21 protein-coding genes are annotated in these 21,605 nt (G+C 29.9%); 1 reads left to right on the top strand and 20 read right to left on the bottom strand.

Annotated elements, in window-relative coordinates:
- Nucleotides 1-71: 71 nt before the first annotated feature.
- From FGL08_RS04725 to FGL08_RS04710, 4 genes are read right to left on the bottom strand one after another with little or no spacing between them, the layout of a single operon-like run.
- Nucleotides 72-1,520 carry a sensor histidine kinase gene (locus FGL08_RS04725; RefSeq protein WP_138209682.1) on the bottom strand — a complete coding sequence of 483 codons (1,449 nt, stop codon included), beginning with the start codon at nucleotides 1,518-1,520 and terminating at the stop codon, nucleotides 72-74.
- Nucleotides 1,520-2,203 (bottom strand): response regulator transcription factor, encoded by a 684-nt coding sequence (locus FGL08_RS04720; RefSeq protein WP_138209681.1) that lies wholly within the window; start codon nucleotides 2,201-2,203, stop codon nucleotides 1,520-1,522. The genes FGL08_RS04725 and FGL08_RS04720 overlap by 1 nt, the downstream gene beginning before the upstream one ends.
- Nucleotides 2,204-2,216: 13 nt before the next feature.
- The gene (locus FGL08_RS04715) at nucleotides 2,217-3,107 is read right to left on the bottom strand and encodes an MBL fold metallo-hydrolase (protein WP_138209680.1); all 891 of its coding nucleotides are present in this window, start codon (nucleotides 3,105-3,107) and stop codon (nucleotides 2,217-2,219) included.
- A 25-nt stretch (nucleotides 3,108-3,132) separates the two neighbouring features.
- Nucleotides 3,133-3,744 (bottom strand): DNA-3-methyladenine glycosylase, encoded by a 612-nt coding sequence (locus FGL08_RS04710; RefSeq protein WP_138209679.1) that lies wholly within the window; start codon nucleotides 3,742-3,744, stop codon nucleotides 3,133-3,135.
- 273 nt (nucleotides 3,745-4,017) lie between these two features.
- Here FGL08_RS04710 and gltX point away from each other — a divergent pair, with 273 nt between their 5' ends.
- Nucleotides 4,018-5,472: a glutamate--tRNA ligase gene (gltX, locus tag FGL08_RS04705; protein WP_138209678.1), complete on the top strand. Its 1,455-nt coding sequence runs from the start codon at nucleotides 4,018-4,020 to the stop codon at nucleotides 5,470-5,472.
- A 64-nt stretch (nucleotides 5,473-5,536) separates the two neighbouring features.
- Here the strand turns inward: gltX and FGL08_RS04700 are convergent, their stop codons facing one another.
- From FGL08_RS04700 to FGL08_RS04620, 16 genes are all read right to left on the bottom strand, one after another.
- Nucleotides 5,537-5,878: a hypothetical protein gene (locus FGL08_RS04700; RefSeq protein WP_138209677.1), complete on the bottom strand. Its 342-nt coding sequence runs from the start codon at nucleotides 5,876-5,878 to the stop codon at nucleotides 5,537-5,539.
- A 430-nt stretch (nucleotides 5,879-6,308) separates the two neighbouring features.
- Nucleotides 6,309-6,557, bottom strand: coding sequence for a hypothetical protein (locus FGL08_RS04690; RefSeq protein ID WP_138209675.1), 249 nt, complete (start codon nucleotides 6,555-6,557; stop codon nucleotides 6,309-6,311).
- A 251-nt stretch (nucleotides 6,558-6,808) separates the two neighbouring features.
- Nucleotides 6,809-7,570, bottom strand: a complete 762-nt coding sequence (locus FGL08_RS04685; RefSeq protein ID WP_138209674.1) for a ZIP family metal transporter — start codon at nucleotides 7,568-7,570, stop codon at nucleotides 6,809-6,811.
- Between the two features lie 14 nt (nucleotides 7,571-7,584).
- Nucleotides 7,585-8,349 (bottom strand): prepilin peptidase, encoded by a 765-nt coding sequence (locus tag FGL08_RS04680; protein WP_138209673.1) that lies wholly within the window; start codon nucleotides 8,347-8,349, stop codon nucleotides 7,585-7,587.
- 122 nt (nucleotides 8,350-8,471) lie between these two features.
- Entirely contained in the window at nucleotides 8,472-10,457 is a 1,986-nt protein-coding gene (locus tag FGL08_RS04675; RefSeq protein ID WP_138209672.1) for a DUF2572 family protein, read from the bottom strand.
- A 25-nt stretch (nucleotides 10,458-10,482) separates the two neighbouring features.
- Nucleotides 10,483-11,562, bottom strand: a complete 1,080-nt coding sequence (locus tag FGL08_RS04670) for a prepilin-type N-terminal cleavage/methylation domain-containing protein (protein ID WP_138209671.1) — start codon at nucleotides 11,560-11,562, stop codon at nucleotides 10,483-10,485.
- Nucleotides 11,563-12,774, bottom strand: a complete 1,212-nt coding sequence (locus tag FGL08_RS04665; protein WP_138209670.1) for a hypothetical protein — start codon at nucleotides 12,772-12,774, stop codon at nucleotides 11,563-11,565.
- Nucleotides 12,775-12,792: 18 nt separating this feature from the next.
- Entirely contained in the window at nucleotides 12,793-13,326 is a 534-nt protein-coding gene (locus tag FGL08_RS04660; RefSeq protein ID WP_138209669.1) for a PilN domain-containing protein, read from the bottom strand.
- A gap of 4 nt (nucleotides 13,327-13,330) precedes the next feature.
- Entirely contained in the window at nucleotides 13,331-14,356 is a 1,026-nt protein-coding gene (gene pilM, locus FGL08_RS04655; protein ID WP_171011975.1) for a pilus assembly protein PilM, read from the bottom strand.
- A gap of 17 nt (nucleotides 14,357-14,373) precedes the next feature.
- The gene (locus tag FGL08_RS04650) at nucleotides 14,374-14,868 is read right to left on the bottom strand and encodes a type II secretion system protein (RefSeq protein ID WP_138209667.1); all 495 of its coding nucleotides are present in this window, start codon (nucleotides 14,866-14,868) and stop codon (nucleotides 14,374-14,376) included.
- The gene (locus FGL08_RS04645) at nucleotides 14,865-15,182 is read right to left on the bottom strand and encodes a type II secretion system protein (protein ID WP_138209666.1); all 318 of its coding nucleotides are present in this window, start codon (nucleotides 15,180-15,182) and stop codon (nucleotides 14,865-14,867) included. The genes FGL08_RS04650 and FGL08_RS04645 overlap by 4 nt, the downstream gene beginning before the upstream one ends.
- 140 nt (nucleotides 15,183-15,322) lie before the next feature.
- Nucleotides 15,323-15,700, bottom strand: coding sequence for a type II secretion system protein (locus tag FGL08_RS13660; protein ID WP_138209665.1), 378 nt, complete (start codon nucleotides 15,698-15,700; stop codon nucleotides 15,323-15,325).
- 25 nt (nucleotides 15,701-15,725) lie between these two features.
- Complete coding sequence (locus tag FGL08_RS04635) at nucleotides 15,726-16,928, bottom strand: type II secretion system F family protein (protein WP_138209664.1); 1,203 nt, start codon at nucleotides 16,926-16,928, stop codon at nucleotides 15,726-15,728.
- A 1-nt stretch (nucleotide 16,929) separates the two neighbouring features.
- The gene (locus FGL08_RS04630) at nucleotides 16,930-18,006 is read right to left on the bottom strand and encodes a type IV pilus twitching motility protein PilT (protein WP_138209663.1); all 1,077 of its coding nucleotides are present in this window, start codon (nucleotides 18,004-18,006) and stop codon (nucleotides 16,930-16,932) included.
- Nucleotides 17,999-19,690: a GspE/PulE family protein gene (locus FGL08_RS04625; protein ID WP_138209662.1), complete on the bottom strand. Its 1,692-nt coding sequence runs from the start codon at nucleotides 19,688-19,690 to the stop codon at nucleotides 17,999-18,001. Before FGL08_RS04625 ends, FGL08_RS04630 begins: the two co-directional genes overlap by 8 nt.
- 372 nt (nucleotides 19,691-20,062) lie before the next feature.
- Complete coding sequence (locus FGL08_RS04620) at nucleotides 20,063-21,559, bottom strand: Ycf46 family AAA ATPase (RefSeq protein ID WP_138209661.1); 1,497 nt, start codon at nucleotides 21,557-21,559, stop codon at nucleotides 20,063-20,065.
- Nucleotides 21,560-21,605 lie beyond the last annotated feature (46 nt).

The raw sequence follows: 21,605 nt of genomic DNA, 5'->3' as shown, positions 1-21,605 counted from the left end.
TTTAGTTAGTGATTATATTTTATATAATAAGGTAATTATTATGCCCTGTCAAACTTTGTTGTAATTCAAAACTAATTTTTATTTAAATATATAACAAAAGTACATCCCTTCTTGTTATAGTCAAGGAAAATTTCCCCACCATGCTTTTCTATTATCTTTTTAGTTATAGCAAGACCTAGTCCAGTACCTCCTGTCTTGGAATTTCTGGCACTATCAACCCTTACAAAGGGTTCAAAAATTGTATCATGAAATTCATTCGGTATACCTATTCCGTCATCTTCTATAACTATTTTTACCTTCTTACTTAAATTCTCTAGTATTATTTTAATCTTCACTCCAGGTTTATTGTATTTAATACTATTATATATAATATTATTTAGAGCTCTAGATAATTTTTTTCTATCAAAATTAATAAATACATCTTCCTCATCTATGCAAAATTCGTATTCCATTCCTTTTTCTTCCATCATAGGAATGTTATCTGCAATTATTTCTCTTAAAAACTCACAGATATCTCCATTTTCCAAATTTATAGAAAACCTAGGGTCCTCCACTTGAGAAAATTGAAATAAATCTTCAATTAGCTCATTAGATCTTTTAGTATTACTATTTATTATTCTTAGCACTCTCTCTTTCTCTACTTCGCTTATATTATTATTTTTTAGTAGATACTCAGAATAACCTAATATACTGGTTAAAGGATTTTTTAAATCATGAGAAATATCTAAAACCATTTTTTTTCTATCAGATTCTGATTTTCGTCTTAAATCAATTTCCTCTTGAACCCTTGTTGTCATTAAGTTAAAAGCATCTGCAAGCTCACCAATTTCATTTTTCAAATCTAAAGTAACCCTTGCAGAATAGTCTCCATTCTTAACCCTATTTACACCTATTAAGAGCATTTTTAAAGGCTCTACAAAAGTTCTTGAAGTCAATTTAGAATATAATATAATGGTAGATATTAAAAACACAGTGATTATAATACCGTATAAACTCTTTTTTACCTTACTTAACTCGCCTTTTCCATTGTCACCTCTATTTATTACATAATTACTAGTTAGAACATTATAGCTAAAATTCTTAGGCAATGCTATTAAAAGAGTAAATTTCTTATTACTACTTACCTCATAGGAATAAAAATAATTATTCTTTTTATTAGAATTACTTAAAAGAGATTGAAGTTCAGAGTATGAATATTTATATCCTACTTTTTTATTGCTTCCCTCTCTTTTTATTATTTTCATGTCATTATCAATTATTTCTATATATCCACCATTCTTAGTTATTTCTCCACCCTTTATGTCTCTATAATCTTCCTTAATTATATCTTGTGCTAAAATTTTATTTTTAAATTCCGTATCATAACGCAAAATATAATAACCGAATACTATAGTTAAGGATAAAAAAAGCATTAAGAAAAATACAACTAAAAATAGTATATAATTTATCATAAGTTGATTTGACATTTTTTTACTTTTAAATAGTGAATTCAAAATTCTACCTTTACTCTTAACTCTCATTATATTTTCTCCAATTTATACCCAATACCTCTAATAGTTTTGATATACATAGGTGATTTAGGATTATCTTCTATCTTTTCTCTAATGTGGCTTATGTGAACCATTATAGTGTTAGAATCACCGTAATATGGTTCATCCCATACTATTTCGTAAAGTTGTTTTTTCGTATATACCTTTCCTGCATTCTCCATTAATATTTCTAATATTTTAAACTCTTTTGCATTAAGCATAATTTCTTTTTCATTTTTATATACAATACAACTTTCTTTATCTATTACTAAATCTCCTATCTTTATCTCATCTCTTAAGGTTTTATTTGAATACTTATAATATCTTCTTAATTGTGCTTGAACTCTTGCTATAATTTCAATTGGACTAAAAGGCTTTATTACATAATCATCGGCACCTAAGCCAAGTCCTAATATCTTATCTGACTCTTCATCCCTTGCAGTTATAAAAATTACTGGAATTTCACTCTCTTCTCTTATGCTTTTTAAAACTCTCAATCCATCTATTTTAGGCATCATTATATCTAAAAGTGCAATATCTATACTGTTACTATTAAATATGTTTAAAGCTTCTTCTCCATTAGAAGCTAAATATACACTATAGCCCTCCTTAATAAGATGAAGTTCTAAAAGTTCTCTTATATCTTGCTCATCTTCAGCTATTAATATATTCATAAGACTCCCCCCATTACTTTACATAGTAGTATATCTTTCCTTCTTCTAAGGAATAATTAATTAAATCCTTTTCTTTAAGGTAAGTTAAAAATCCAGATAATGAACTTAAATTAAGAAAATACTGCTTAATACTTAAATCTAGATCATTTAATATTATAATATTTTGCATTAAATCCTCCTTAGATATAGGCTGATTTAAAAGTTCTAATATTTGTTCTATGTAATTCTCTATATTTTTTATATTTCTGTCTATAAGTTTTATAAACTCCTCTTTTAATAAAAATTCTCTACAGTGTCCTAAAACAAAATAATCTGCATCTAAGTCTTTCATTCTTTCAAGAGAACTTAAAGCATCACTTATATTATACAGAAAAGGAAAAGAATATTTATCTAATATTTCATGACTAAAAACACTATCCCCTACAAAGCAAACTCTATCTGGCGTTATTATTCCTATTTGACTTTGTGCATGTCCTTTTAAATCTAAAATCTTAAATTTTTCATCGTTTATCTTTTCAATTCCTGCATGTAATGTATAATGTACATTATGATCAAGCCCCTTATTTAAGAGTTCCTTTAAAGGATTCCCTCCAAAAATTATAGAGGGTTCTAAAAGTTCATTTTCCAAATGCGTCTTGGAAAGTGCAGAAGAATACACTTCAGTCCCTGGATAATTTTCTAAAAAATATTTATTTCCTCCTGTATGATCTCCATGATGATGAGTATTAATTATATATTTAGGTTTTAATCCTTGTAACTTTAAGACTTCATCTATTTTTTTCCCTTGCGAAGAGTTTATACCTGTATCAATTAATATACATTGTTTACTCTTAAAAGTATAAACCCCTATATTAGTTCCATATATAATAACTCCTGTACTGCCATTTATCTTAGTTATGTCCATAGAATCCCTCTCTCCATATGTAATACTATTTTTTAGATATATAAGGATTATCCTTTATATAAAATCTCCAAGGAAAGTCCTTCGCTTCCTCTGCATAATCTATACCTATTCTTGTAGTTTCTATAATTTCAAAATCCTCTTGTTTCCCTTCCAATATATATAGCTTATTTGAAGTAAGATCAAGTCCATTGTGACTCCTATCTATACCCAAAGCTTTGCATAGTTTACCAGGTCCACTAGTAAGATTTATAACTTCTCGTCTCTTACACTCTTTTAGAGATTTATTATATCTATTTCTGCACATAAGCTCTATATTCTCAATAGGCTCTACTGCTCTTATAAGCACAGCTTCAGGAATCCCTTTTGTAGATGCCACCACATTTAAGCAATTGTACATACCATATATTAAATAAACATAGGAGATACCACCAGCTTCAAACATAACTTCTGTTCTTTTTGTAGGCTTTCCACCATAAGAATGAGCAGCTTTATCTAGAGTGCCTTTATATGCCTCAACCTCTACTATCTTTCCTATGATATCTCCTTCTTCTGTACTGTGTACTAAATATTTTCCCAAAAGGTCACGACTGACTTCTATACTATCTCTTCTATAAAAATCTAAATTAAGTTTATCCATATTTACCTCTCCAAAACAAATAATACTAAAATTATTATATAATTTATTTAGAATTTAAACAACTTTCATTAACAGTGTTAGTAACTTCTTGTAATTTATTCTTAAAAAACTTACATATAAATTAAACCTCTGTAAATACTGTATAACCTTGACATCAAAATGGTAATATACTATCATGATATTATTACATTTTACATAAAAATTAAAGTTCCTTCAGATAGTTCCCTACCTGAAGAATGTATATAAGGATTTTTAAATTTAGGAGTGAGAATTATGAGTAAAAAAGTTAGAACCAGATACGCTCCAAGTCCAACTGGAAGAATGCATGTTGGTAACTTGAGAACTGCCCTTTATGCTTATTTAATCGCAAAACATGAAAATGGCGATTTCCTATTAAGAATTGAAGATACAGACCAAGAAAGATTTGTAGAAGGTGCTATTGATATTATTTACAGAACTCTAGAAGATACAGGTTTAATACATGATGAGGGTCCTGATAAAGATAAAGGATATGGTCCATACGTACAAAGTGAAAGAAGAGATATCTACTTAAAATATGCAAAGCAATTAGTAGAAAGTGGCAAAGCCTATTACTGTTTCTGCTCAAAAGAAAGATTAGATGATTTAAGAGCAGAATCTGAAGCTAAAAAAGAACAATTTAAATATGACAAACATTGTGTTTCTCTATCTAAAGAAGAAATAGATGAGAACTTAAAAAAAGGATTACCTTATGTTATTAGACAAAATAACCCTATGGAAGGAACAACTACTTTCCATGATGAAATATATGGAGATATAACTATAGATAACTCTGAGTTAGATGATATGATTCTTATAAAATCTGATGGCCTTCCTACTTATAATTTTGCAAATGTAATCGATGACCATTTAATGGAAATAACTCATGTGGTTAGAGGAAATGAATACTTATCCTCAACACCTAAGTACAATAGGCTCTATGAAGCTTTTGGATGGGATATTCCTACATATGTTCATTGCCCACTTATTACAAATGAAGAACATCAAAAATTAAGTAAAAGAAGTGGCCACTCTTCTTATGAAGACTTAGTAGAACAAGGTTTCTTAACCGAAGCTATAGTTAACTTTGTAGCATTACTTGGCTGGAACCCTGGTGATAATAGAGAGTTATTTAGCCTTAAAGAATTAATAGAAGCTTTTGACTATAGAAATATTAATAAAGCTCCTGCAGTTTTTGATATGCCGAAATTTAGATGGATGAATGGTGAATATATAAAAGCATTACCTAAAGAGGAATTCCACAAAATGGCTCTTGATTTCTATAAGGGTATAATTACAAAAGAAAGTGTAAATCTTGAAGCTATCAGTGAACTACTTCAAACAAGAGTAGAACAATTAACAGAAGTACCAGGAAAAATAGATTTCTTTAATGAACTTCCAGATTATGATATAGAATTGTATACTCATAAAAAAATGAAAACTAATCCTGAGGTTGCATTAGAAAGTCTAACTAAGGTTTTACCTGTACTTGAAAATTTAGAGTCATGGACCTTAGAAAACTTAGAAACTACAGTTTTAAGCTTTGTAAAAGAGCTTGGTATTAAAAACGGACAAATGTTATGGCCTATTAGAACTGCTCTATCTGGAAAAGCATCTAGTGCTGGTGGTGCTTTTGAACTTGCATACATTTTAGGACGTGAAGAGAGCATAAACAGAATTAAAATAGGTATAGAGAAACTACAAAAGTAAATACTAGAACTTAAAAATAGAGTGCCAAAGGATAAATTAGAACTTATCCTTTGAACACTCTATTTTATTCTCTAATTTTCTCTATAATATTTAACTTATTATTTTGTTTTGCAATACTAGTTAAATTAAGCTTTAAAAACTTTTCATTATAAAAATCCCAAAGCTTAGAAAAAGCTATATAACTTATTAAACCTATTAAAGTAAATCCAATAAAATAACCTATAAACAAGTATTTAAATAAAAACCTATTTGAAATATATCTAAGTGCAAAAGAACTACTTATGTATATAATAGAAAATATGACTCCAGTCTTTATAATACCAATTTTAAAAATATAATTTCTCTTTCCTTTACACTTAAGAGCTTCCCACCAAAATAAAAACTCTATAGGATTTTTTTTAAACACACTATCACTTCCTTTAGGTAATCGTATTCTAGTAATATTATTACCATTGAAGGAAATAAAATTCATAAAGGACTTTATATGCTTAAATTTATTTTAACATATCATCATCTTCACTATATTTAAAATATATCTTTGCATTCAGGAAACGTTTATATTTTTTAGTATTGGTTACAGAGTCACTTCTATTTATAAACACAAGTGATAAGGCTTCCCATAAGAATATCCATCCACCTACGTTCATACTTTCAGATATAGTATTAAATAATATGGTAGGCTTAGATATAAGAACTAGAAACATCTTTGTAAGTAGAATAATAAATGAAGTTAAAACATATATAAAAATAGTTTTGTAAGTACGTCTAAGTGTTTTTAATTCTGAGTGTAGATAGAAAGAATAATATGTTTTTACTCCCAGAATTATTACTTCCTCTCACCTTTTGTCCTTTACCTCCTTAGGTACATAAAAACAAATATCAAATTTATGCTTACTAGGAATATCATCGGCACAATCTTCTAAAAAATAGGCAAGGTCTGGGTCCATATCTCTTTTCTTATAAGATGCATGATCCCAATCGTTAAAAACATCTGTATATTTATCTAAAGCAACTTCTATAATATAATTTCCTGTTACTGGATTCTTATCATATATCTTTTGTAAATAGTCAATTTTCTTACTCATTATAACTAAATCCCTTCTACTAAGTATATTTTATCACATAAAACATTATATACTATTTTTTGGTTTTCTCCAAAAAGATATAATTAAAAAAGTTTATGAAAATATTAACTTAGTCTATAAATACTTATTTGCTCTCTTATTTTCTCAAATTATCTTTATTTTCTAAATTGAAAATATTTAGAAAATACAATATAATAAAAGACTGAAAACAAAATATTTTATTTTCAGTCTTTAAATTCGAATCTGATGTGTTATCCCAAAGTAACATCCATTATCATCATGATTACAAAACCTATAAGAAGTCCATATGTTGCAACTCTTTCAAATCCATGTTCATGTGTCTCTGGTATTATCTCGTCACTAATTACAAATAGCATTGCCCCAGCAGCAAAAGCTAATATAAAAGGTAATACTGGCTGTGCAATATTTACAAGTCCTGCACCAAAAAGTCCTCCTATAGGCTCTACAAGACCAGTTAAAAGTGCAATTAAAAATGCTTTCTTAGGTGTATAGTCTTCCCTAATTAAAGCTAAGGCAACAGCAAGTCCCTCTGGCATATTCTGAAGGCCTATTCCTATAGCTAAGCTCATACCATCTTTAAAATTACCTGAACCGAATCCAACTCCAACTGCTAAACCTTCTGGGAAATTATGTATAGTTATTGCTATAATAAATAGCCACACTTTTGCAAGAGATGAAGCTCCACCCTCTCTCCTATTTTGTAGAAGATGCTCATGAGGTGCATACTTATCAATTAAATCTAAAAATATTCCCCCAAATAAAATACCACCGGCTACTATAAAAGCGCCCTTAACATTGTTACCAGACGCATCTAAGGCTGGCACTATTAAACTAAAACAAGTTGCTGCAAGCATAACCCCAGCTGCAAAACCAAGCATACCATCTAATACCTTATGGGAAACCTTCTTAGTAAACAGTATAGGTATAGCCCCAAAAGCTGTTGCAAGACCTGCAATAAGACTACCTAAGGCTCCGTACAATACTACATTCATATTCTAACTCCTCCTTAAAAAAATCTACCTATGTACCAATTTATAATGGCATCTCCTATAAGTATAGTTATTATAGAGGCTAAAGCTATAAAAGGACCAAAAGGCATGGCTTCTTTCCTTCCCTTTTTTCCTGTAATTATTAGAATTGCACCAATAACTCCTCCACATATAAAAGAAAAAAATAGCATAACTACTGTGTTAGAAAAGCCTAAAAATATACCAGACAATGCACAAATCTCTACATCACCCCAGCCCATACCTGATGTTAGTATAATAATTAAAGCAATAAAGCCTCCACCAAGTAAAACTCCATATACATAGGTTAAAACTCCCTGACCTCTAAAATAACTTATAATTATAAAAATTCCACCTAGTATTATACCACTCCAAGTAATAAAAGTGTATACATCCATGGTATCATAATCTATAAGTCCAATTACAATTAAAAATACAGTAAGCAAAGAAAACTTTAAAGTTTCAATAGTTAGTCCATACTTTAAGAAAATTAAAAGAAAGCATATTCCCGTAAAAAACTCTACTAAGGGATATCTAATAGATATTTTCTCCCTGCAATTTCTACACTTTCCCTTAAGAAACATCCAACTGATTATAGGAAATAAGTCATAGAACTTTATTTTTCCATTACAGTTAGTACAATGAGATGGGGGATATGCTATAGACTCTCCCTTTGGTATTCTATATATACAAACATTTAAAAAACTACCTATGGTAGCACCTAGGAAAAATATAAGTATTTGAAATAAAGCATTTACATCCATATTTTTCACCTCTTTATATTAAAATAAGTAATTTATATTTCCAAATTTAAATCTAACTAAGATAAAGTTCTGTCTAAAACAAAAGATTTCCTGCAAAGCAGAAAATCTTTTATTACAGAATCTTATTTTCTATTCCATTTGATTATATTATATCTTTTTGATTGAATTCTATCTATAGCTTTACTATTATTAAGATTCTCTTTTTCATAAGTAACCTCATTACCTTGATCATCCGTTCTCAAAGTAAGGGCTGATCCCCTTTGTCCTGGTGCGAAAAGCTGTTGCGCATAAGGAGACTCTTTTATAGCATTTTGTATAACCGTTTCATCATATTTTACATTTATATTACCCTTAAATGTAATATTCCCCTTAGCTATAATAACTCCATTTATGCTACCATTTCCACTTATAGTTATAGAACCTTCACCATATACTATGGCGTTTATCTCTTCTCCATTCTTTAACTCTAGCGTACCATTACTCTTTATATACCTAATCTTAGATGCAGCTTCTGGTATAGGCTGACCTTGTTTAGTTTTTAGGTTTTCATCATTAACAAAACTATTTATAGACCTAGTTCCTCCAACTCCTAGAGTAGTTGCTTTTTTATTTATAATATTATCTAAAACCTTAACCTCATCTGTATTGGTAGGAAACCAATTTGTATCTATTTGTTTAGGTTTGGAAAGCATATTATAAATATGACGACTTTGAGATTCATCAAATCCCTTTAAATCACCTTTTCCATCTGCTATATAAGCACCATCTACTTCAAGTTTATTGATATCTGTGGAATAAGGATCATTTATACATTCAACAGTGCCACTTCCTGTTCCAATTAATAAATTATTAATTTTTACGGAATTATTAGCTCCATTAACCTTTACCCTATCCTTAACCATAATATTTCTCATTTGTATTTTAGCATTTGTTGTAGAAGTTGAAAATAGGTTACAATATACATTTCCACCTATAATATCATCAAATAACAGTGGTATACTATTCTTCTTATATGGATTTGGGCTATCTTCCACTATTTCATGCGGCCTAGGGTTAGTGAAGTTTGGATATATACCTCTATTTTGATCATCAAATCCATAATTATTATTAAAAACTTTTTCCTTTGCCTTAGTGATTATTCCGCTAGTTCTATCTATTGTTATATTGTGTGAATCACCATATAATGCAATGTTGTTTGATGTGATTAAATTTCCATGTAATCTTAATTTACTTCTATCACCAAAATAAATTCCTGTTGTATCCTTTTTATTTTCCTCCATAGAGATTACATCACCATAAATATTATAATTACTCCTAGACTCAAATCTCATTGTACCTCCTGCTACCAAGGCATTTGTCCATATAGGATTAGGCCTAAGAGTTTTATATTGTTCTTTCTTTAAAGTATTGTAATGTGGAGGTATTATAGCTACATCGCCAGATAACTTCTTCCCCTCTTTACCCTTTATAGTAAAACTTATTTTAAAATCCCCACTGGTAAGCCCCATCTTATCCCAATCATCATTTTCTCCTACCCTACTAAAGTCCTTGGAATTCCTTAAAGTAAGTTCAAGATCCATATCATTTGGAACTTTCTCTTCTTCTGAGGGATACTTAAAACCTTCTAATTTCTTCTGAGCGTATGAGTAATAAATTCTATTAAACGCCTCATTAAAAAACTTTTCAAACTTCTCATCATATGCCTGAGTGTTATGTATCTCTGTACCCGGAATTATAGTAGCTTTACTAACTGAATTTTTCCATCTACTATATATAAACTTTTGATTACTGCTTGGATTTTTAAAATTACTAACAGGTTCAACATTTGTATCACTTCGCTCTTGTCTATATAATTCCTTTTTAAAGTAATCTAATGCTTGTTCTTCACATTCTTTTAACTTTTTATCTAGGTCTTCTAACATATTTGCTGCAAAATCCTCAAGATTATAATAATCTTCATTATATCCCTTAACTTTAGAAGACATTCTAACATTGCTAAGTGACATAGATAATGATACGCTACCTAAAGTAATTATTAAAAGAGTTACAACTAACACCATAATTAAAGAAGAACCTTTTTTACTTTTTTTTAATTTTACCCTGTTCATAATGTTCCCCCTTAAAAGTATAGACCTAATTAGGTCTATACTGATTTATTGGTAATTTTGAAAGAGTTCTTTTATTATCTACTGAACTTACTGTTACATTCCCATGAAATTTTGTTTCATATACTCTACCCTCATTTAAATAGGTTGTGCTAAAGGTCCCCTGTGCTAGATTAAATTTAGTGTTCTTTTTTATAGCCTTAGTTTCATCACCTACTATATAAATATCCAACTTTTTACTGCAATCATTTAAAACTTCAATATTATATTTCTTATTGGGATTATTAAATTTTAAATAAAATGGAATACTATCAATAGAACGTCCATCAACACCCGTAGCCACTTCATAGTCATGTTGCCATTCTAATTGCATATCTCTTAAAGCATATAGTCTAAATGTATCATATCCCAGATTCTTAGTAAGATAATACTTATCTTGGGCATCTTTTCTATTTAAGCCATCTTTACGCATTATTCGATTAATATAAACTTCTTTATATCCACCTTCTTTATGCCCACCTTCTGAATATAACCACTCATTAAATTTTTCCTTGGTAAAATCCTCTAAAACATAGGTTTCAAAATCTGCATTAATACCTGGAGCCCTAGCCTCTTTCGGTATGTTTACAGCTATTATAAGATAATCTGTGGCATTCCCATAAATAGTTGGTTCTTTTGTTGAGTTAGTTATATACTTCTTAGGTTTAACTGATGTGGGTTTTCCAAGAAATCTTTCTTCAGTTAAATTAACCGTTGCCTTAAATTTAGCATCTTTCTTTTTAGATACTTCGTTCCAACTATAGTCGTAATATATAACCTTAGCATACTTCTTTATTAATCTGTCAGCATCTTCCTTATTAATAACTCCTTGCTCACCCTTAAAATAAGCTTCATCCCTTAGATCCATAGTCTTTGTAAACTCTAAGGGGGCATTTTTAATTTTCTCTACTGTGTTAGTAGCCTTTAAATTAGCATAATCTAATTCCTTTGCATTTCTATTAACTTTAGTAGAAGTATTAAACATGTTCATTACTGAAAAACCTACTATAGAAATTATAGCTATTGATATTATAACTTCTATTAAAGTAAAGCCTTTATTTTTTTTCATTTATCTATTCACCCTTTTTAAAGCAACATTTTTTTCATCTTTCTTAAGAGTAAAAATAGGTTTGTCTAAATCGTCATTAACTACATTAACTTCTATTACATATGGTGTTTTATTTTCTATTTCCATTTTCATTTCCATTTTGTCATCTACATTAACTCTTTTATGAGAAATTACATCTAATCTTAAAGTGTTATCTTTAGGTTTTATTTCTTTTTCAATAGTTTTAGAAACTTTACCTAAGGAATAAGTTATTCTAAAATTTTTGTCTAATTTTTCTATTTTCAACTTTCCTTCTGAAGAACTTAGACCATTACTATATATTTCATTTTCTGTCTTCCCGTACTCTGAAAATATGTATTTAGGTCCTTCTTCATTATAAGGCTTAATATTTAGAACCATGTTTGGAGTATAATAGCTTTTACTATATAAATCCTGAATCGCCTCTCCACTTACGTTAAACAAGTTAAACTTACCCTTATTTTCTGGAAGAGTTAATTTTTCTTTTATTTCCTCATCATTTTCTGCATAACTTATTAACTGTAACTTTAAATTTCCTTTAAGGCCTTTTGCATCCCCTATATTCATAGATACTTGATTTATAAATATTTTTCTTTCATGCTCTTCTAATCTTTTTATAAATTTATAAACCGCATCATAGTTTCCTTCATAGCCAATGCTCATATCAGTTAAAATAACCTTTGGACCTTTTGTATTTCTATTTTCTGAAGGATTACTATTTGCTTTAGAAGCTTCTCCACTTTTGCCTTCTTTTTCTGCGCCTTCTTTAGATTCCGAAGCCTCTTTACTTTGGTTTAAATATGTATCTTTTTCTATATAATCTACCTTATCAAAGGATATAGCTTTAATATTTAGTGATGATGCCTTTGCTTCTTGATCCATTATAAGTATTGTACTAGCCTCTGACATATAAGGAGGTACTTGTCTTTCCATTCTTTTATATTTAAAAGAAAGTTCTTTTTCCTGTTTTTTAAGTTTAGGTATTTCTTTACTTTGTTCTTTTAACATAGTATGTTTTTTTCTAACTTTATCATATTCTGATATAGTAGATGATAACTCCTCAATTTTCGATGCAAATAGAAAAGTCTTTGCTACATAAACTATAACAACAAGTAGAAGAACCATCACTAAGGTTTTTTCTTTTTCAGACATAGATACTTTTGTTTTTAAATCAAGCTTAAATTTAGTTTTCATGCTATCCCTCCTTTTCTCTTACTTTAATTCAACTAAAAATGTATATTCTGCATTTTTATTATTTGTATTGTTTATAGCCTTTAACTCTGCATCTTTAAAAAATTTACTATTTTTAAGATTGTACATAAAGTAAGCAATACCAGCTTTATCTGAAGCTCTACCTTCTATGGATATTTTACTTCCTTCACCTGTAGTGTAATTTAATAAAGATACATTATCTGGCATTATCTCTCCAATAGATTTTAATCTATCCGAATTCATTACTATGTTTTTTTCTGATTTTTCAACTATGCTAGAAATATCGCTCATACGTCTAGTATAAGTTTTAATTTTTTCATTTAATTCGATAACCTCTGAATATTGTGCCATATCAGTTTTTACCATATCAGTTCTAAGTCCAAGAACATAGTTAATAGCAAAAACTGCAGCATATCCTAAAACTACTAACACAACTACTACTTTCAATGAGGTTCCTAATAATTTTGCAGTACGCTCTGAAGAATTGTTTTGCTTTAATATGCTATTATTCTTTAAAAAGTTTATATCCCTCATGTATTTAGTCCTCCCTTATTGCTGCTCCAATGGCAGGCATAAACATTGAAAGCATATCTGAATTTTTTACTTTTTTATTATTTAAATCTGATTCTCCTAATATTACAGTAGGTATTTTGAATATTTCCTGGAAATAATTGTCTATACCTGAAACTTTACTTCCCCCACCAATTAAAACTATACTATTTATACCTTGCTTACTAATATTTTGTATGAAGAAGTTTAATGTATTTCCTATTTCTTGTTCTATTCCATTGTAAGCACTTCTTAAATACGTCTCCATAGATTCTTTATTTACCATACCATTGTATCCTTGTTCTTTACTCTTTTTAGCATCTTCTAAGGATATATTAAATTCCTTTGAAATTAGTTTATCTAAATCTAATCCCCCATTAGGAACTTGTCTACTGATTACTAAATTACCATTAGAAATAATGTTAACTGTAGACTTTTGAAGTCCTATATCTACCATGACTATATTTCCAGAATTCTTACCGTAATTAGTAAAGCATTTTAAAGCTTTTGCAGTAGTATTTGAGTTTACATCTATGTATTTTAAATCTTCTCCAACTTCATAACCAACTTTAATATAATCTTCTACTATATTTTTAGGACAAAGTGCTACTATGCCTTTTAGTTCTGACTTGGATTCATTAGTTATTTTATAACTTATATTATGTGATTCTGAAACTCCTCTATAAGTCTTTGAAATTTCTTCTATAATGGAATTTTCAATTTCTTTTTTCTTAACCTGAGGAATCTTAAAGTCTCTTATTATAACTTGTGGTGAGCCTATAGAAAGTGCTACTGCCTTAGGCTTTAAATTTTTAATACTTATGTACTTCTTTATCTCAGCACCAATAGCTAGAGCGTCATTTATTTCTCCATTTACTACTAAACTTTTAGGTACATCTATGGAATCCAGCATAAGTACCTCTTCCTTACCTCCTTGCTTCACTAAAGCGAAGGATATTTTTTCTGTACCAATATCTATACCAAGTATATTTCCTGTAATCTTTTTAGAAAACACTTTATGTATTCCTCCTTTTATTTGTTATTAGTCGTAAGGTTTCCTTCTAAGAAAAGTTCCTTATTATCCTTATTTAAATACCCTATTTTAATATTAACTTCCTGAGTTTCTCTTTTATCTTTGTCCTTTACCCTCTCCATTTCAAAAGAATTAATTTTCGCAATGGAGTTTTCCTTTCCTATGGTCAAATCCTTTTCTATAAGTTGTCCCTCTTTAAAATATACATAATACTTATCTATCTTCTTTGTATCTTCAGGAGAAGAATTTCCTTTAATATTTAGGCTATTATCCTTAAAAGTCATACAGCCTTCAGTATCATGTTCTCTTATTTTCATGGTTAAATAAGACATAGCTATTCTAGCTTCACTTAATGAATTAAAATTCTTTTTGCTATCACTTGCAAATCTACTACTATTTATAACAAAGACACTAATAATACCCATTAAAATAGAAATTAAAGCAACTACCACCATAACCTCTATAAGAGTAAATCCTTTTTTCCTCTTCATCATTTTAGCTTCACTCTCACTTCTTTAATTTCTTCTCCTTCTTGGTGCTCATATATATATTTTTCATTGTCAATATTAGGACCAAACTTCTTTTCCTTTAGTTTAGCAATTTCCACTGGATATTTTCCCTCAAGGGCATAATACTGTCTTATAGCTTTATTTATCATAACCTCATGAGCCTCTCTATCCCTCTCCTTATCTGCACTTATTTGCTTCGATACACTAGGAGCCGTCATGCCGAGAAGTATGCCCAAAATAGCTAAGACCACAATAATTTCAATTAGAGTAAAACCCTTTTTCGCCTTTTTAATAATCATTCTACCCCCACCTTCTTATATAAGTTATAAATAATACATAAGAACATACTTGTGCATTACTTATAACTTATATAATCCCCATGAGAATTAGTCATAGGGATTATATAAGTTTTTAAATACAGTTTTACTTGTTACTAAACTTACTTTCCTTCAGCTTTCTTTGTAGTTATAGTTCCTTCAGCATTACACTCTGCAGTGATTTCCCCTTTTGTTATAGTAAATGCTGGTGCTTTATCTTTAGTATAAGTAATCTCTGAACCTTCTATTTTAGTTGCTACTTTCATACCCTCAGCATTTATAGTTGCTGGATAACTACCTTTTTCAGCATAATATGTTTCTAATGCTGTATATACTGCTTTTGCTTCAGATTTTGCTGCTTTTTCCCTTGCACTATCAGTAAACCCTGAGAATCTTGGTAATAGTATAGCAGCAAGTATTCCTAGTATTGCTATAACTACTATAAGCTCAATAAGGGTAAACCCTTTTTTCTTTGATTTAAGTTTCTTTAAAAATGACATTTTAAAACCTCCTAAGTTTTATATATTATTGTATATTTTGCATAACGCTAACCATAGGTAGCATAACAGCCAAGATAATTACTGCCACTATAGAACCCAGTACTATAATCATTATAGGTTCTATTAGTGTGGTTAATTGTTCTACGGTTTCTTCTACTTCTTCGTCAAAGAAAACTGCTGTTCTTGTAAGCATATCGTCTAGTTCTCCTGTGTTTTCTCCAACAGAAACCATGTGAATTAGCATTGGTGGGAATATGTTCATATTTTTTAATGGTTTTGATATTCCTTTCCCGCCTCTTACTTCTTCACTACATCCTTTAAATTTTTCCTCAATTATTTTATTTCCTACAAGTCCTGTCATTATATCCATGGCATTCATAATAGGAATACCACTTTTCAAAAGAATACCCATACTTCTAGCAAATTTTGAGGTTACTACTTTTACAGTTAATTTTTTAATTAATGGGGCATTTAGTTTGATGGCGTCCCATTTATATCTTCCATCCTCTGTAGTGAAATAATATGCAAGGCCTCCTACTACAGATACATTTACAAGGGTTAGTAATAAAAAGTTTTTCGCCATAAAATTACTAATATTCATCATTATCTTTGTAAGTAATGGAAGCTCTCCACCCATGCCAGATAGCATGTCCGCAAACATAGGAAGAACTTTAAGCATAAGTAAAGAGATAACCCCAATAGCAACAATTATTACTACAATAGGATAAGTTAAAGCTCCCTTTACTTTCTTTCTCATTTTGTTTTCTTTTTCGTAGTACTCTGCAAGTCTATCTAAAATAAGTTCTAATGAACCACTGGCTTCTCCAACTTGAATCATATTTATAAAAAATTCCGGAAATACGTCTGAATGAGCTTTTAATGCCTCTGAGAATACACTTCCCTTTAAAAGTTGCTCATGGACATCTAAAAGTACTTCTCTAAGCTTTTTACTTTCTGTCTGATCTGACATAATTGAAACACCTTCAACTACAGTAAGTCCTGCACCTAATATTACAGAGAACTGTCTGCAGAAGATAACAAATTCTTTCAGCTTAACTCTATTAAAAATCTTATCAAGAGATAATCCAGAACCTTGTTCTTTTGATTTTGTTAAGAATAAACCTTTATCATATAAAGATTTTTTAAGCTCTTGCTGATTTTCGGAAGTTAACTTTCCAGTTACAACTTCTCCACTAACATTCTTAGCGGTATACTGATAAACTGGCATACTACCACCTCCTACTTGTCATGCTGTTAAATAATTTTTCGTCCTGCGCTCTTTCATGTGCATGATCGTAGGATATAATTCCTTTTTGGCAAAGATCAGCTAAATGCGAATCTAGGGTTTGCATACCCATGTCAGCCCCACCTTGAATCATATTATTAATTTGATGAGGTTTTCCTTCTCTTATTAAGTTACTAATAGCAGGTGTAGTTATCATAACTTCGCAGGCAGCCACAATACCTTTTTTATCACATCTAGGTACTAATTCCTGAGACACAACACCCTTTAGAACAGTAGCCAGCTGACTTCTTATCTGTCCTTGGCTATCTGCTGGGAATACGTCAATTATTCTATCTATTGTTTTAGCAGCACCTACAGTATGTAATGTAGAGAACACTAAGTGTCCTGTTTCTGCTGCTGTTAACGCAATATTTATAGTTTCAGGATCTCTCATTTCCCCTACTAGCACTACATCAGGATCTTCTCTTAGTGCAGCTCTTAAAGCTCCTGCAAAAGAATCCGTATCGTTGCCTATTTCCCTTTGATTAACTCTACAAAGTTTATGTTCATGTAAATACTCTATAGGGTCTTCAATAGTTATAATATGTTTTCTCTTTTCTGTATTTATAATATCTAATAAACTCGCTAAGGTAGTTGATTTACCACTTCCTGTTGCTCCGGTAATAAGTACAAGTCCCTTATGTAAATTACTAAAACCCTTAATTGCCTTTGGTAAATTTAAAACATCAAAGTTAGGTATTTTAGATGAAATTCTTCTAAGTGCTAAAGATACGTTACCTCTTTGCATAAAAACATTAGCTCTGAATCTGCCGTAATCTCCCATAGAAAATGCAAAGTCAGATTGTCCTACACTTTGAAGTTCCTCTTTGTTTTTATCACTCATTATACTAAGTGCAAGATGGACACAAATCTCTGGTGTAAGTTTTTCTGCATTTTCAATGGCATAAAGTTCTTTATGAACTCTAACTGCTGGTGCAGAATCACAAATTAAATGGATATCAGTAGCATCCACTTCTGCTGCATATCTTATAATTTCTTCTATATTAGTTATATCAATCATTGCTATGCACCACCTTTACCATTTCATTTACTGTGGTTTCTCCTCTTAAAACTAACTCTCTACAGTTACCAAATAAGTTAACCATTCCATTACGTTTTGCCGCCTCCATTATAACTTCCATAGGCTCTTTCTTTTCTACAACTCTTCTTATTTCATTGTTCATCAGTAGAACTTCATGGACTGCAACTCTTCCTTTAAAGCCTGTGTTACTGCAATGTTTACATCCTGTGGCTTTATATATTGGAACTGATTGAGAAAGATTCATAACTTCATTTTCCCATTCATTGGACATAACTTGTTCTTTGCAATAAGGACAAATTCTTCTAACAAGTCTTTGTGCTATAATTCCAACTACAGCATCTGCAACTAAATATGACTCAAGTCCCATATCTATAAGTCTTGTTATGGTACTTGGCGCATCGTTGGTATGAAGTGTAGATAAAACAAAGTGTCCTGTAATAGATGCCCTAACTGCAATTTGAGCTGTTTCCTCATCTCTTATTTCCCCTACCATTATTACGTCCGGGTCTTGTCTTAACATACTTCTTAGTCCTGCTGCAAAAGTTAACCCTGCTTTAGAATTTACCTGAACTTGGTTTATTCTATCAAGCATATATTCTATAGGGTCTTCTATAGTTATAATGTTTTTATCTGGGGTATTTATCTCTTTTAGAAAAGAGTATAGAGTTGTAGTCTTACCACTTCCCGTAGGTCCTGTAACAAGTAAAATACCATTAGGTTGCCTCAAGATTTTATCTATCATTTTATTTTCTTGATCAGTAAACCCAAGCATGTCCCTATCTATTAGAGAACCTGTTCTATCAAGTATTCTTATAACTATTTTTTCCCCATAAATTGTAGGTAGTGAGTTTACACGGAAATCGTATGGAAGACCATTTATCTTCATTTGAATTCTTCCGTCTTGTGGTATTCTTTTTTCAGCTATATTCATTCCAGCCATGATTTTCATTCTTGTAGAAACTGCAGGATAAGCTGTTTTAGGTATATTCATAACTTCATTTAATGCACCGTCTACCCTATACCTTACTATAACAGTCTTTTCAAAAGGCTCCACATGAATATCACTGGCTTTTAAATCTATAGCTCCAGTTAATATAGAATTAGTAAGTCTAACTGTAGGCGCATTTATTACTCCTTCTTGCTCCTCAGTTTCTTCCTCTTCTATTTCCTCTATCTCATATTCTTTTTTTAGATCCTCTAATGTTTCTTCATTTTCTTGTTTTTTATAATATTTATCTATAGCCTTCTTTATAGACTCACTTTTAGCTATAAATGTTTGTATATTTTTTTGAGTTATAAATCTTAAATCATCGATAGCAAAAAGATTTGTAGGATCAGTCATGGCTACACATAAAACACCATATTCTTCTTTAAATCCTATTAAGTTATACTTTTCTGATACATCTTTTGGAATAAGTTTTATAACTTCTTCTGATATATCTAGATTAGATAAATCTATTCTTTTAACATTCATCTGCTCAGATAAAAAATTTACAAGCTCATCTTCTGTAATTAAATTTGACTTTAATAGTATTTGACCAAGTTTTTCTCTAGTTTTTATTTGGTTTTCTAAAGATTTTATTAAATCTTCTTGAGATATCTTCCCTGCTTGTACAAGCATATCCCCTAATTTTTTTCTTTCTTTTTTCTTCCAAACTATCATAGCTTAGGGAATCCCTCCCTTTCATATTTTAAAACTTAAAGTTTTTTTAATTTTACTATAAAGACTTTAAGTATTTTAACCGATATATAAGTATCAGTTAAATTTAACTGACTTTTTCATTTCCTTGTACTTTTATGTTTTTATTTTATTTATTTTTATCTTAAAACCCACAGGTTTATCCCTTGAACCTGTGGATTTTCTTAAAATTTTAATCTATTTTAAAAATATTAATTTATGTTGTTCATTTAACTAACTTTTACTATAATTTTCTATCTTTTTTCCCTTAAATTTATAATAAATTAGTTATGATGACATTACAACACAAAAAATTAATTTTTTTGTACCTTTTTCGATGTTTTTTGCATGTTTAATTTATTTTGAAGCGTTTTTAAAATTATGCTCTTTAAAAATGTTATATTTTTCCTTAACTTCTGTTTTAAGAATTTCACGTTGATCATAATTGCTTTCAATAGCACTTATTATATCTTCATTAGTTATTTCTTCTCTTCCATCAATAAACGCATTTTCCATGCTTTCTTTTATAATGCTTTCTATACTTACCCCTGTAAAGCCTTCTGTAGCCTTACTTAAGTAATCTATATCTATTCCTTCTATACTTCCTTTTCTCTTTTTTAAATGTACTTCTAAAATTTCACGTCTCTCTTCTTCCTTAGGGAAATCCACGAAGAACACCTCATCAAATCTTCCCTTTCTAAGAAGTTCTGATGGAATATTTTTAACACTATTTGCTGTAGCTACTACAAATACTGGAGTCTTCTTCTCTTGTAACCAAGTTAAGAAGTATGAAGTTATAATAAGCGCTTCTTGTTTTCCGCCTACTGTGGAGTTCATTTCAGAGAAGGCTTTTTCTATTTCGTCTATCCACAATATACATGGAGAAAATCTTTCTGCATATTTTATTGCCTTTTTCATATTACATTCTGCTTCTCCTACATGGCTCCCTATAATTCCTCCCATGTCAAACCTTAAGGTAGGCACCTTAAATAAATCTCCAGCACCTTTCGCTGTTAAAGATTTACCACACCCTGGCATACCTACTATACATACTCCCTTTGGAACTTCAATTCCCATACTTAATGCTCTTTCATATTCTTTAAATATAAAAGCCTTCTTAGATAACCATTTTTTTATATTCTTTAAGCCACCTATCTCCTCAAACTTAGTTTGGTTTAACACCATAGTTAAAACTCCAGATTTTCTTACCACCTGGGCTTTTTCTTCTAATATGAGGTTTAAAGCTCTGCAACTTATCTCTCCATAAGTTGCATAAGATAAGGATAAAATATTTTCTATTTCAGATTCTGTAAGTCCCTTTAATAATATAGATAAATATTCTATAAATTCATCTTCTACAACTTCTACTTCGTAAACTCTAATAAATTCTCTAATAAAATTCTCTATATCTTTTTTAGTTAGTGTTTCTAATTCAAAAACTGTTACATACTCGCTAATTTCTAATGGGATTTCTATTAAAGGTCCTATAAAAAATATCCTAAATTCCACTCCAGATAAAGACTTTAAAACTAGTCTTTTTAACTTTGTTAGAACCTCTGAATTTTTAATATAATAATGCACATCTTTTATAATTAAGGCTTTTCTATCTAACTCTTCTTCATCTAAACTGTTAAAATAATCAATAGCTTCTTCTAATTCCTGTGACTCAATAATCTTACTCTCTTCAGAATTTGTAAGTCCTTTTGCTCTATTCCACTCATATATATTAAAATTGTAGCAAACATTTTTTATTAGTTTTTCCGCTCTACTTTCTTCATAAGTGTCAATATGTATAATTGGATACTGAGCATCTACATATAAACTAATCTTATCTTCAATTGTATTTATTGACATACTTTTTTCTCCTTTACCTACAAAATCATTCCTATGCTAGAGTTCT

The organism is Hathewaya histolytica (assembly GCF_901482605.1).
In the GTDB taxonomy this organism is placed as follows: domain Bacteria; phylum Bacillota; class Clostridia; order Clostridiales; family Clostridiaceae; genus Hathewaya; species Hathewaya histolytica.
This window is presented reverse-complemented; position numbering and strand designations above follow the sequence as displayed.